This is a genomic window from Prescottella equi, from assembly GCF_002094305.1.
Classification (GTDB): Bacteria; Actinomycetota; Actinomycetes; order Mycobacteriales; family Mycobacteriaceae; genus Prescottella; species Prescottella equi.
Map to the genome: position 1 here is coordinate 45,834 of NZ_LWTX01000003.1, position 12,384 is coordinate 58,217.

At 68.8% G+C, this 12,384-nt stretch carries 13 protein-coding genes; 2 read left to right on the forward strand and 11 right to left on the reverse strand.

Features of this window, described 5'->3' with window-relative positions; genetic code table 11:
- Nucleotide 1 precedes the first annotated feature (1 nt).
- The 10 genes from A6I89_RS09475 to A6I89_RS09520 all read right to left on the reverse strand — a co-directional run bounded on the left by A6I89_RS09475 (nucleotide 2) and on the right by A6I89_RS09520 (nucleotide 9,439).
- Nucleotides 2-835 (reverse strand): ABC transporter permease, encoded by an 834-nt coding sequence (locus A6I89_RS09475; protein WP_005517219.1) that lies wholly within the window; start codon nucleotides 833-835, stop codon nucleotides 2-4.
- Nucleotides 832-1,641: an ABC transporter ATP-binding protein gene (locus A6I89_RS09480; RefSeq protein ID WP_005517218.1), complete on the reverse strand. Its 810-nt coding sequence runs from the start codon at nucleotides 1,639-1,641 to the stop codon at nucleotides 832-834. Before A6I89_RS09480 ends, A6I89_RS09475 begins: the two co-directional genes overlap by 4 nt.
- On the reverse strand, nucleotides 1,638-2,591 hold the full coding sequence (locus tag A6I89_RS09485) for an ABC transporter substrate-binding protein (protein ID WP_232244809.1): 954 nt from the start codon (nucleotides 2,589-2,591) through the stop codon (nucleotides 1,638-1,640). The genes A6I89_RS09480 and A6I89_RS09485 overlap by 4 nt, the downstream gene beginning before the upstream one ends.
- A gap of 218 nt (nucleotides 2,592-2,809) precedes the next feature.
- Nucleotides 2,810-3,757, reverse strand: coding sequence for a 2-hydroxyacid dehydrogenase (locus A6I89_RS09490; RefSeq protein ID WP_005517216.1), 948 nt, complete (start codon nucleotides 3,755-3,757; stop codon nucleotides 2,810-2,812).
- A 79-nt stretch (nucleotides 3,758-3,836) separates the two neighbouring features.
- Entirely contained in the window at nucleotides 3,837-4,709 is an 873-nt protein-coding gene (locus A6I89_RS09495) for an alpha/beta fold hydrolase (protein WP_005517215.1), read from the reverse strand.
- Between the two features lie 35 nt (nucleotides 4,710-4,744).
- The gene (locus tag A6I89_RS09500) at nucleotides 4,745-5,698 is read right to left on the reverse strand and encodes a DODA-type extradiol aromatic ring-opening family dioxygenase (RefSeq protein WP_005517214.1); all 954 of its coding nucleotides are present in this window, start codon (nucleotides 5,696-5,698) and stop codon (nucleotides 4,745-4,747) included.
- Entirely contained in the window at nucleotides 5,698-7,041 is a 1,344-nt protein-coding gene (locus A6I89_RS09505; protein WP_005517213.1) for a zinc-binding metallopeptidase family protein, read from the reverse strand. Before A6I89_RS09505 ends, A6I89_RS09500 begins: the two co-directional genes overlap by 1 nt.
- A gap of 124 nt (nucleotides 7,042-7,165) precedes the next feature.
- Nucleotides 7,166-8,461, reverse strand: coding sequence for an aromatic ring-hydroxylating oxygenase subunit alpha (locus tag A6I89_RS09510; RefSeq protein ID WP_005517212.1), 1,296 nt, complete (start codon nucleotides 8,459-8,461; stop codon nucleotides 7,166-7,168).
- A 94-nt stretch (nucleotides 8,462-8,555) separates the two neighbouring features.
- Complete coding sequence (locus A6I89_RS09515; protein WP_005517211.1) at nucleotides 8,556-8,957, reverse strand: hotdog family protein; 402 nt, start codon at nucleotides 8,955-8,957, stop codon at nucleotides 8,556-8,558.
- Entirely contained in the window at nucleotides 8,954-9,439 is a 486-nt protein-coding gene (locus A6I89_RS09520) for a MaoC family dehydratase N-terminal domain-containing protein (protein WP_005517210.1), read from the reverse strand. Before A6I89_RS09520 ends, A6I89_RS09515 begins: the two co-directional genes overlap by 4 nt.
- A 102-nt stretch (nucleotides 9,440-9,541) precedes the next feature.
- Here A6I89_RS09520 and A6I89_RS09525 point away from each other — a divergent pair, with 102 nt between their 5' ends.
- The gene (locus A6I89_RS09525; protein ID WP_172504542.1) at nucleotides 9,542-10,393 is read left to right on the forward strand and encodes an alpha/beta fold hydrolase; all 852 of its coding nucleotides are present in this window, start codon (nucleotides 9,542-9,544) and stop codon (nucleotides 10,391-10,393) included.
- A complete protein-coding gene (locus tag A6I89_RS09530; protein WP_013417411.1) occupies nucleotides 10,390-11,646 on the forward strand; it encodes a multidrug effflux MFS transporter in 1,257 nt (418 codons plus the stop codon). Before A6I89_RS09525 ends, A6I89_RS09530 begins: the two co-directional genes overlap by 4 nt.
- On the opposite strand, the gene A6I89_RS09535 is transcribed toward A6I89_RS09530, so the two are convergent.
- The gene (locus A6I89_RS09535) at nucleotides 11,609-12,355 is read right to left on the reverse strand and encodes an IclR family transcriptional regulator (RefSeq protein ID WP_005517207.1); all 747 of its coding nucleotides are present in this window, start codon (nucleotides 12,353-12,355) and stop codon (nucleotides 11,609-11,611) included. The two genes, A6I89_RS09530 and A6I89_RS09535, sit on opposite strands and share 38 nt — an antisense overlap.
- Between the last annotated feature and the right edge of the window lie 29 nt (nucleotides 12,356-12,384).

A 12,384-nucleotide genomic window follows, 5' to 3' on the forward strand; every position in this document is an offset into this window, starting at 1 on the left:
TCTACTTGACGCCGTAGCGAGCGAGGTACCGTGTCGAGAGCAGGCGCAGGATCCGGTCGAACACGAAGCCCATGATGCCCAGCACGATGATGCCGACGAAGGTCCAGTCGATGCGGCCGTAGTTGCGCGCCTGCCAGATCATCGATCCGATGCCGTGGTCGGCGGCGACGATCTCGGCGGAGACGATCGTCAGGAAGCTGTTGCCCATCGCGAGGCGGGCGCCGGTGATGATGCCGGGCACCGACGACGGCAGCACCACCGTCTTCATGAGCTGCAGCTTGCCCGCCCCCAGGTTCGCTGCCGCCTGCAGCTTGTTGTCGCTGATCGAGACCGTGGCGGCGATCGTGCTGACCGTGACGATGAAGACCGAGGTGTAGAAGATCAGGACGACCTTGGACGTCTCACCGATGCCGAACCACACCACCGCCAGCGTCACGAACGCGATCGGCGGGATGAAGCGGAAGAATTCGATGTACGGGTCGAGCAGCTGTCGCACGATGTTCACGCGGCCCATCAGGATGCCGATCGGCGCACCGATCACGACACCGAGGCTCCAGCCGATGAGGATGCGCTGCGCGGACGCCCAGATCGACGTCCACAGCACGCCGCTCTCGGCCAGTTCCTTTGCCGCCGTCCATACCTCGGCCGGGGAGGCGATGGTGGTGGGTCCGTACCACCAGGCCAGGAACGACCACACCGCCAAACCGATCGCGGCGGACGCGATCCACAGGAGTGCGGTGCGGGCGGCGGCGGTGGATGCGCCGGCACCACGACGGCGGGTGCGGGATGTGCGCGCGGCGCGCACGGTGGTGGGGGTGTCGGCCACGGCGGTCACAGCTGGTCCTCCTCGATGCCCTGGTTGCGCAGCGACGCCACGACCTCGGCGCGGATGTCGTCCCGCAGTTGCTCGTACAGATCGATCACCTCGGGGTGGGCACGATCGCGCGGTCGCGGCGCATCCACCTCGTAGATGCTCTTGATGCGCGCTTTCGGTCCGGCGGACATGACGACCACGCGATCCGCCAGGGTGAGCGCCTCGTCGATGTCGTGCGTGACGAAGACGACGGTGCAGCCGGTGTGCCGCCAGATCTTGTCGAGTTCGGTCTGCAGGACCTGACGGGTCTGGGCGTCGAGCGCACCGAACGGCTCGTCCATCAGCACGAGCGACGGCTGGTTCGCGAGGACGCGCGCGATCTGCACGCGCTGACGCATACCGCCCGAAAGTTGGGCCGGGAACTTGTCACCGGCGTGCGGCAGGCCGACCATCGCGAGGTACTCGGCGGCGATCCGCGCCTGGGCCGCCTTGTCCGCGCCGTGCATACGCGGTCCGTACGCCACGTTCTGGCTCACGGTCATCCACTCGAAGAGGGCCTCCGAACTCTGGAAGACCATGCCCGCGTGCGGGTTGCTCCCGTAGACCTCGTCACCGTCGCACACGATCTCGCCGGCGGACGGCTTCACGAATCCCGCCATCGCCGAGAGCAAGGTCGACTTGCCGCATCCGCTCGGACCGAGCAGGCACACGAACTCGCCCGGTCGAACGTCGAGGCCGATGCCCGAGACGATCTCGGCGGCACCGAAACTGATGCCGAGATCGCGGACGTCGATCGGGACGCCCTTGGTGGTGGTTGTCGCTGTCACTGCTTGTCCTCCTGGTACCAGTCGAGCAGCATCGCCGAGGTGAGGTCGGGCTGCTCGGAGAGAACGCCGATCTTCTTGTAGAAGTCGACGATCGACTGTGCGGACTCCACGTCCTTGTCGGTGAGATTCTCGACACCGAAATCGATTTCGCTCACTGCCGTGACGGTCTGGTCCTCGGCCACGTTGACGGCCTTCCTGGTCGCCGCCGCCGCCGTCTGCGGGTCGGACTCGACCCGTTCGCTCGCCTGGGCGAGCACCTTGGCGATCTTGCGGGCGGTGTCCTCGTTCTGCTCCAGCCACGGGGCCGTCGTGATGGCCCAGTGGTGGTAGAACCAGTCGTAGTCACCGGTGACGGCAACGACGTGCCCGCTGCCCTGCGACAGCGCGGTGGCCGGCCACGGCTCCCACAGCACGTAACCGTCGATGTCGCCACGACTGAGGAGCGCGGGCATGTCCGTCGGTGTGGCCGAGACCATCTCGACTGCGCCCGGGGCGATTCCGTTCGCCTCGAGGTACTTGTCCGTCGAGATCTGACTCAGTCCGGGAACGATACCCATCTTCTCGATACCGGCCGCAGTGTCGACTCCGTTGCGCAGGACGACCTTGATGTAGTCGCCGGACACCTCGTACGAGTACATGGCCCGCAGCGACGGATTCTGTCGCAGCTGGGCGATGGTCGTGGTGTCGGAGCTACCCGCCACCTGGACCTGGCCGGTGGCCAGTGCATCGACGGCCTCACCGCCACGGCCGAACTGGACCAGCTGGACGTCGAGCCCCTCGTCCGCGAACATCCCCTCCTGGTCGGCGACGAAGAACGGCGCGTAGGACGCGTCGATGCCCACCGCGATCCGGAGCGGGCCACCGCCGCTGTCGGCCGTGCTCTGCGTGGCGGGCCGGCTGCACGCCCCCGCGGCAACCGTGAGAACAAGTGCTGCTGATGCAAGGGTCACCTTGCCGAATGTCGATCGCCAGGCCATGTGTGCACACCTTCGTTCTGTGATCTGCGCCGCATTTGCGGGGTCGTGGTGAAGAAACCTAACGGCGGGGAGCAGCGGCGAAAACCAACGCGGTCCACCGTGCGGACCGGGCCGGATAACTTACCGGGGCGCAACATCGCACCTGGTCCGAGAGGATTGTTCGAAATACGAAGGAAACAAATTCGACGTGGTCACAGCGTCCACCGCGGCGCGGCTCCGTGACACACGCGCGCGACGTTTGCGGCCGTCATCTCGTAGATCCGGCGCCGCGCGGTGGCGCTGCCGCCGGCCACGTGCGGACTGAGCAGGACCCGGTCGAGCCGCCGCAGCTCGCTGTCCGCTGCCGGCGGTTCGTGATCGAAGACGTCCAGCGCCGCACCGCCCAGACGTCCGGATCGCAGCCCGGCCACCAACGCATCCGTGCGGACGACCGGACCGCGGGCGACGTTCACGACGATCGCCTCCTCCGGCAGCCGGGCCAGCTCGGACGCACCGATCAGTCCGCGGGTCGACGGCATCAACGGCACCGCGAGCACGAGGACGTCCGACACCGCGAGCAGGTCGTCGAACGGGAGATACCGCGCCGGCGCGTCGGACCTCGGGCGGCGTGCGGTGTACGCAACCTCGCAGCCGAACGCCGCGAACAGACCTGCGCACCGACGGCCGATGTCCCCGAACCCGACGATCCCAACCCGGCGCTCACCGAGGTCGCGACAGCCGTGGTCCAGAATCTGCTCCTGCGGCCACTCCCCGGCGCGGAGCCGGTCGTGCGCCCAACCCATCGACCGGCTCAGGCTCGCGGTCGCGACGACGGCCCACTCCGCCACCGAGGCCGCGTTGGCGCCGGGAGTGTTGGCGACCGGCACCCCCGCCCGCCGCCACGCTTCCACGTCGATCCAGTTCACACCGACGCCCGGTTGCTGAAGCAGCCGCAGATGCCCACCGATCTCGGCTTCCACTGCGCCCAAGGGCAGTCGACCGCTCCAATCCCCGACCACGATGTCGACGTCGGGCAGCAGGGCACGCAGCTCGTCCCGGGATCGGGTAACCGGTCGGACCACCTCGGCACCGGGGGCGGCACCGCGCAGCAGACCCCCGAGGAGGTCACGCTCGTCCGGCGCCAACAGCAGTATCCGCATCGCACACCGTCCTCTCGATGCGTGGAGCCGGCCGCGCTATGCGCGGCCGGCTCCACGAACTGTGTTGCGGGAAGTCCACTCAGGCGACGCTGCGTGCGTGCGCGGACGCCTTCGCCAGGAACTCGAGGCTCAGCGGGTTGTACAGTGCCGCCTGCTCGTGCTGCGGCCAGTGGCCGCACTCGGGGTAGAGCTGCAGCTGCGCGCCGGGGATGTCCTCCGCCATCTTCTTCGCCTCCGGCACGTCACCGAACGGATTCTCGTGCCCCCACACCACCAGGGTGGGCGCCTGGATACGGGCGAGACGATCGGGACGCAGCAGGTTTCGCTGGCGAGTCTCCATGTCCTGCAAAGACAGCAGGTTGTGGATGTTCGCGACGAAGTCCGGCTGGTGGTAGATCCGGTGCCGTGCCTCGACGAGTTCCTCGGTGGCATCGACGGGATCGTGCATGAGCAGCCGCAGGCGTGCCCGGGTCAACTCGACGTCGTCGCTCTGCACCGCCTTGGTCGTCGACGTGCGGATGCGCTCCATGATCTCCGGGTTGGCGACGGTGCCGCCCGCCGCGAGCAGCTGCAGCGACAGCACCCTCTCCGGCTGTTCGCTGGCGAGGTGGGCGGCGACCCATCCGCCGAGGGACTCGCCCACCAGATGAACCTTGTCGAGTCCGACGGCGTCGAGGTAGTTCACGAGATGCTCGACGTATCGGGGAATCTCGTATGCGTAGTCCGGCTTTCCGGTGTATCCGTGGCCGAGCATGTCGATGGCGTGGCACTCGTAGTGCGCGGCGTGCACCGCGATGTTCCGCGCGAACGCCTCGAGATGGCCGCTGGTGCCGTGCAGGAACACCACGGCCTCGTCACCGGAGCCGGCCTGCAGCGATCGGGTGGGGATGCCCGCGGCGTCGACGGTCTTGACCGCGAAGTCGATGCCGGCCAGTTCGTTCCAGATTGTCATGAGTGTGTCCTTTGCAGAAGAGAGGGGAGATGAAGTCAGTGCGCCGCCGGTGCCGCCGCGGGATCCAGGACGACGACGCCCATACCGGTCAGCCATTCCGGAATCGACTCGTAGGCAAGCCGTTCGGCGGGGATGTAGTCCATCATCGCGGCCATCATCAGCCAGGTGCGCAGTTCCTGGGCGCCGTTGCCCGCCTCGGCTTCGATGGCCGCGCTCGTGTAGCCCGCGAGTTCACCGGCCTTGCCGACGGCGAACAGGTCGAGGATGCGGTCGTCGAACTCGGGTGAGATCGCGGCCTCGGCGGCCCGGATGATCTGGCGCCGGCGGACGTCGTAGTCCGACCAGTTCTCGCGACCGTCGAGCCAGGCCTGGACCATGAAGTCCTCGTCCTCGCCGTGCGGGTCCCGCCAGTCCGGCCACGGCAGCCGGTGCGACAGCCCGCCCGAAGCGATGACGGCCACCCGCGTATCGCCGGGGTACGACGCGATCGCGTCGCGCAGTGCCAGGGCGAGGCCTTCGCACCGCCCGAACGTAGGCAGAGGAGGCGCGAACACGTTGACCACGAGCGGGACGATCGGGACGTCGAGCCCGGCGAGCAGGTACTGGATCGCGTGCGACTGTCCGTGATCGATCTGCAGACGCGCCGAGAACGCCAGATCGAATTCTCCGCCCTCCACCACCTCGTCGGCGACGTGGCGCGCGAGGTCGACGTCGACGTTCTGCGGGCCTTTCGGCGTGCCCGACTCCCCGCTCGCGATGCACTCGCCGACCCCGAGTGTGAAGGGTGGGATCAGGTCGAGCCAGAAGCCGCGGAAGTGATTGGATCCCAGCAGGACGACGACGTCGGGTCGCGCGGCGGCGATGCGGTCGCGCGCCGCCCCCAGTGCGGCGCGGAACCGCTCGGCCTCCGCCTTGTGGGTCGTCTCCTCCCAGTGCGTGTTCATGAGGGTGCTGTGCGATGCACCCACCCCCAGCACCAGTCTCGCCATCAGTCGATCCCCACTTCCTCGAGAGACCGGGTCACGGTGTCGACGGCAACCCGGATCAGGTAGCGCGTGAGGCGTTCCGCCTCGCGCAGGTCCACGGTGTTCATGCCCATCGCGAAATCGACCTCGAACGGGGCGTCGACCACCTTCGGCATCCCGACCCGCACGGTCGGAATGCCGCGGCCGCGCAGGATGTTCGCGTCGGTCGCGCCACTGGCGTCGTGCACCCCGTCGTGCGGGCCGCCCTCGAACGCCTCCCATGCACCGATCGCGCTGCGACACAGCCACATCTGCTCGTCGGACGACTCTCCCGGGATCGCCAGGATTCGTTCGACATCGATCCGCGCGTCCAGATCGGCGGCGATGGCCCGTACCGCTTCCGTCAGTTCGCGGCCGGCCGCCGACGGTGTGGTCCGCGGGCTCAGCCGCAGATCCACCGTCATCCGCACCTGCCCCGGGGTGAAGGACGCGGTGCGCTCCCAGCCACCACGAATGTTCGCAACCATCCCCTGCGGCAGCACCAGCCCGTCCCCGTGCCGGTGCGAGTACTGCGGGAACCACTCCTCGAGCCGCAACGCCACCGCACCGGCCAGCGCGACCGGGTTCCGGTACGGCAACCGGTGCCGCGAACCGACGTACGTGTGGGTGCCGTGCACGGTGATCTCGAACCACGCGAGCCCCACCTCCTCCCACGACACCGTCCAGCCCGGCTTCGCGATGAGCGCGAAGTCCGGCCACACGCCCTGCTCGAGCAGGTACGAGCAGCCGACTCCCTGGCCGGTGTTCGCTCGCGGATTCCCCACGCCCGGTCGGGCGTTGGTCGGCATGCCGCCGGCGCCGAAGCCGGCGAGGAGGTCACCGGTCAGCGGGATCTCCGCGGCCCGGACCGCCTCCACAGCCGCCATGACGCAGGCCGCGTGCCCCTTCGGATTCGACGCCCCCAGACCGATGACGTAGTCGCCGTCGACGGCGGCCTCGGCGCGCAGATCCGGTCGCAGTGTCTCCGCGGCCCACGGAACGTCCTCGGCGGCGTCGCCGCTCGTGACGGTGTCGATCGGCGCATACAACATCAGGTCCGGTCCGGTGCCGTTGCCGCGCACCCGGGCCCACGAGTTCGCCTGACGGTCGTCGAGGTACATGGTGTGCGCCTCGACCCCACCGGCCGCCAACGTGTCCGTGATGTGTCGGGCGAGCGGTGCCTCGTCGCCGGTCGGGCTCGCGATGTCCACCAGCCCGACCGTCAGCTCGCGCAGCCGCTCGCGATCCACCTCGCCCCAGGCCTTCTCGACCCACCGGCGGCGCTGTTCGTCGAGACCGGCGAGAGGGTCGGCGGTCCCGGGGGTCACGAGTTGACCTGGTGTACCTGGGTATTGCTGCGGGCCGCGACGAAGCGCCAAGCCGGCCGCGCACCGACGGCGAGCAGGACTCCGACCGTCACGCTCACGAGAGTCTTGAACATCGTCTTCTCCTCTAGTCCGAAGCGGCCGGGGTCCGCGACGCCGATTCGGCGCCGTTCGACTCGGCGGCTGGGGTGGCACGGCGTCGCTCCCGTGCCGGGCGCGCCGGGGGCTGCGGGGTGTGTGCCACCGCGGCGGCGATCTTCTCGGCGTACTCCTCCTCGGCGAGGTTGCGCCACGCGGTGAGCGAGATGTCGGGGCGGTAGAGCTTCTCCGGCGGCGCGTCCGTGACACGGACCATCCACTCGTCCTGGCCGGAGAACTGACCGTGGAACAGCCAGCGGATCGCGCCCAGGTACTTGGCGTAGAAACCGAGCTTCGCCGCCCCGGTGACGAAGTTGACCATGAGACCCACGTACTGGTGGTTGTCCTCGTCGACGGGGACGTAGAACTCGTAGTGGATGAAGTTGGGGTATGCGATGCGCAGCACCCCGGGCATGGACAGCGAGGCGAAGCCCGGGAACTTCTGGGCCTCGATCACCGGATTCACCTTCAGACCGGCGCCGACGTTGCCGATCTGCGAGATCTGGCTCTCGTCGGGCTTCTTCTTCCACCAGCGCTTGTTCGTCCATTTGCCGACGCCGGGGAAGTCCGCCTCCCAGTACACCTCGTCCTGCACACGGAAGAGCCACCGCCCCTCGGGCACGATGCTCGTGATGTTCCACGTGGGCATCGGCTTGAACAGCCGCCACAGCGCGGTGCGGTGCAGGTACTTGGCGTGGCCCTCGTCGAAGCCGTTCTCGCACGCGAATCGCCAGTTGCCGCCGCGCGGTTGGATGCGGCCACCGACGATGCCCTCGTTCTCGACGAGTTCGCGGGGCAGCTGCTCGTCGATCGGCGGCGCGGGCTCCTCCGCGATCGGAATGTAGACCCACACCAGACCGAGCCGCTCCTCGACGGAGTACGTCCGGACGGAAAGCTTGCCGCAGATCTTCGAGTCGGGTCCGTCGGTGATGACCGCGGCGAGCTTGCCGTCGTTCAGCCGGAACGTCCACCCGTGGTACGGGCAGCTGACGGTGCCCGGGAACTGCTGATCACCCTCCGACAGCGGAACGCCGCGATGCGGACAACGATCATGCAGCGCATACACTTTGCCGCTGTCACGGATGATCGCGAGCTTCTCGCCGCAGATCGTGTAGCTCTTGGGGTCCTTGGTGATGTGGCTGGACCACGTCACCGGGTACCAGTAGCCCCGGTAGCCGCTGCCGGCCTCGTTGTATCGGGGCCACGCCGTCCAGTCCTGCCGACCGGCCGCACGCGGCCTCTCCGGGAGCGCCTGTGCGGCGTCCGGCGCCTCGACACCAGTCATGTGAAGTCCTCTCGACACGAGATCTTTTGGTACGCAAATCTTCCGACTAAAGGTCCGTCCTTCCAACGGATCCGGTTCACTCAGCAGACCCGGTTCACCGCCGGGCCACGACGGCCTCACCGGCAGCGCACAGCGTCCCGTCGGAGTCGCGCTCCTCGAGACCCAGAACGATCCGGTCGTCGTGGACCTCGCGCACGGTTCCCGTGACCGTGAGCGTCGTCCCGACGTAGGCGGGCGCACGGTTTTGCCACCCGACGGACAGCACCGCATCGGGATCACCGACGTATCGGGTGGCGGCCCGGAAGAACAGAGTGCCGTGCAGCTGCGCCATCACGACACGGTCGGCCAGCCCCTCCGCTCGCGCGTACGCGGTGTCGTAGTGGATCCGGTGGGCGTTGTGCGTGGTCGCGCCGAAGCGTTGCACGCGGGTCGGATCAGTGTGCAGCACAACAGGTTCGATTTCTGCTCCGGCGGCGGGTTCGATATTGCCGATCATCGGACGATGAACCTCTCCGTGACGGTCGCCAGCACCCCGACCCCGGCGGCGCGGTAGGTCTTGACGACGGTGATCAACAGAAACCGGGCGTCGCCGCGCCCCTTCCACTCGATCCGGTCGACGACCCGGTCGGCGCCGATCCGCTCGCCCAGCGGCGTCGGCCGGTGGAAGTCGACGTCCTGCCCGCCGGCCATGAGTCGGACGTCCAGGCCCGACGTCCCGGGCACCTCGTCCGCGAACATCCCGTCGGCCCGATAGTCTTCGTCCCGCGCGCCGCTCGGCCCGCGGAGCAGGCTGGGCACGTACATGGGGTGCACAGCGAAGTCCGGACGGTCCGGTTCCAGATAGCGGGGGTCGTCCTCCGCGCATGCGCGCGCGAACGCGACCGCCTCGTCGGGGCGGACCGATCCGAGGTCGCGATGCTCGCGCGTGCCGATCGCCGCCGACACCCGCTCGTGGACGATGTCCAGTGGAGTTCTCATGCGGCGACGCTAGGGGCGGCACCACCTGCACTGCCACAGACCGGGACCGCCTGACGGACCGTGATCCTTTGCCCGTGCACGGAGATCGGGTCAGGTATGCGCATGACGAATCGACCGAACAGCTTGTACGCCACCGCAGCCGGCGTGAAGTTCCATTACCACGACCTCGGGGAGGGCGCCCCCACGATCTTCCTGCACGGCGGCGGGCCGGGCTGCACCGCATGGTCCGATTTCGGTCCGGTCGCGCCGCTCTTCGCGCAGGATCGTCGGGCGATTCTCGTCGACATCCTGCAGTACGGCCTGTCGGACAAGTGCACGATCACCGGGCCGATGTGGGACTTCCACGCCGCGAAGGTGGTGGCACTGCTCGACGAGCTCGGCATCGACCGCGCCGACTTCGTGTGCAACTCGTGGGGCGGCACCATCGCGCTGAATCTGGCGGCGAAGTACCCCGACCGGGTGCGCTCGTTGGTGATCACCGGCAGCATGCCGGTGTTCTACGGCCCGCTCGCCCCGCTGCCCGAGGACGGCCGTCGCGGCCGCAACGCCCGCGACGTGTACTACGGGGGCGAGGGCCCCACGCGGGAGAAGATGCGTCAGCTCATCACCAAGCTCGAATGGTTCGACGGCGAACGCCTGCCCGAGGAGACCCTCGACATGCGCTACGAGCAGAGCCTCGACCCCGACGAGATGGCCCTCGCGGCGGCATCGGACAACCCGCGCGGAGATTGGCAGGATCTCACCGCGGAGCTCGGAATGATCAAGGCGCCGGTACTTTTCGCGTGGGGAATGCACGACGCCTTCCTCACCCCCGACTACCCGCTGATGCTCGCCCGGATGATCGACCGCGGCCACCTCTACGTGATGGACAAGGCGTCGCATCACCTCCAGGAGGAGCGGCCGCACGACTACTACACCGTGGTGACCGGGTTCCTGAACCAGCAGCATCCGTGACAGCCGACGCGACGACCGACGCGGTCCGGGAAGGTGCCCGCGTCGCTGCGCCCGAGGGCTGGAGCCGGATCCGGCTGGTCGTGATCCTCGGCCTGCTCACCGCCCTCGGGCCGTTCACGGTGGACATGTACCTGCCGGCGCTGCCCGCGATCACCGAGGACTTCCTGACGTCGGACGCCGCCGTGCAGCTGACACTCACCGGGACACTGCTCGGCCTGGCCCTGGGGCAGTTGGTGATCGGGCCGCTCTCCGACGTCTTCGGACGTCGACGGCCACTCGTCCTCGGCACGTCGCTGCACGTCGCGGCGTCGGTGGCCTGCTGGTTCGCGCCGTCGATCGCGGTCCTCGGCGCGCTGCGCGCACTGCAGGGGCTCGGCGCGGCCGCGACCGGGGTGATCGCGATGGCCGTCGTCCGGGACCTGTTCGAGGGCAGGGACGCTGCCGTCGTGATGTCGCGACTGATGCTCGTGATGGGTGTCGCCCCGATCCTCGCTCCCTCGATCGGGGGTGTGTTGCTGACGGCGGTCTCGTGGCACGGAGTGTTCCTCGTGCTCGCCGGCCTCGGGCTGGTGATGATCGTCCTCGGCGGGGTCGCGATGCCCGAGACGCTGCCACCGTCCGCGCGCGTCGGGCGCGGCCTCGGGCCGGTGCTGCGCACGTACGCGACGGTGGCCCGTGACGGACACTTCATGGTGCTCGTTCTGGTGTGCGGGCTGGGCCGGGCGGTGCTGTGGGCGTACATCGCCGGGTCGTCGTTCGTGATGCAGGACCAGTTCGAGCTGGCGCCCGGCGTCTACGGCATCGCGTTCGCGGCCGGGGCCGTCGTGCTGATCGGCGCCTCCCAGCTCAACGTCGTGTTGCTGGGACGCTGGACGCCGCTGGGCATCTGCGTGACATCGCTCGCGGCGAGCACCGTGCTCGGCGGCGTCGCGATCGGGTTGGCGGCGACCGCCACCGGGGGCTTCCTCGGGTTCGCACTCCCGGTCCTGGCACTGCTGTGCGCCACCGGATTCGTGATGCCGAACGCGCCGGCGCTCGCGCTGTCCCGGCACGGCGAGGCCGCCGGGACCGCGGCGGCGATGGTGGGGTTCGCACAGTTCGGGGCGGCGGCGGTCATCGCCCCGATCGTCGGACTGCTCGGCAACACGTCGCTGGCGATCGCCGTCGCCATGACCGGATCCGCGGTCCTGGCGCTGCTCGCGCTGGGGACGGTCGTCAGGCCGTCCGCGCGATCTCGTGCAGCGCTCGACTGACGCCCTGTCCCGCGGTCTGCAGCGGGCCCGAGATCCGGGCGAGGTTCATCCGGGCCGTGCTGGTGGAGACACTGACGGCGCCGACGACGGTCGAACCACCCGAGAATATCGGGACCGCCGCGCTGGCCGTCCCGAGGCGGACTTCCTCCGCCTCGACCATCATCGCCTCGCTGCGAGCACGTTCGAGCTGGCGCCGCAGCATCGCCGCCGACGCCACCGAGCGATGCGTGAACTTCGCGAGCCCGCGGGCGACGACCTGCTCGAACACCGCCGGCGACGAGAAAGCGAGCATGACCTTGCCGGTGGCGGTGACCTCGACCGGCAGCCGGCCGGCGACGCGGGACGGCAGCTCCACCGAACCGTGGCCGGAGATCTTGTCGATGTACAGCACGTCGAGGCCGTCACGGATCGCCAGGTGCACGGTCTCGCGGGTGATCGCGTGCAATTCCTGCAGGAACGGCAGCGCGGCCTCGCGCAGGATGCGCTGCGTCGGGACGAGCTGTCCCAGTTCGAACAGCCGCAGGCCCAGCCGGTAGTCGGTTCCGATGCGCTCGAGCAGTCCCAGTTCGACCATCTCGGCCGCGAGTCGGTGCACGGTCGCCTTCGCGACACCACTGCGCCGCGACAGTTCGGTGAGGGACAACGAACCCGACTCGGCGTCGAAGGACTCGAGAAGTAGGCGCACCTTGCCCAGCAGCGATGTCATCATCCGGTGCCTCCTACGATCGCCGTCCCACC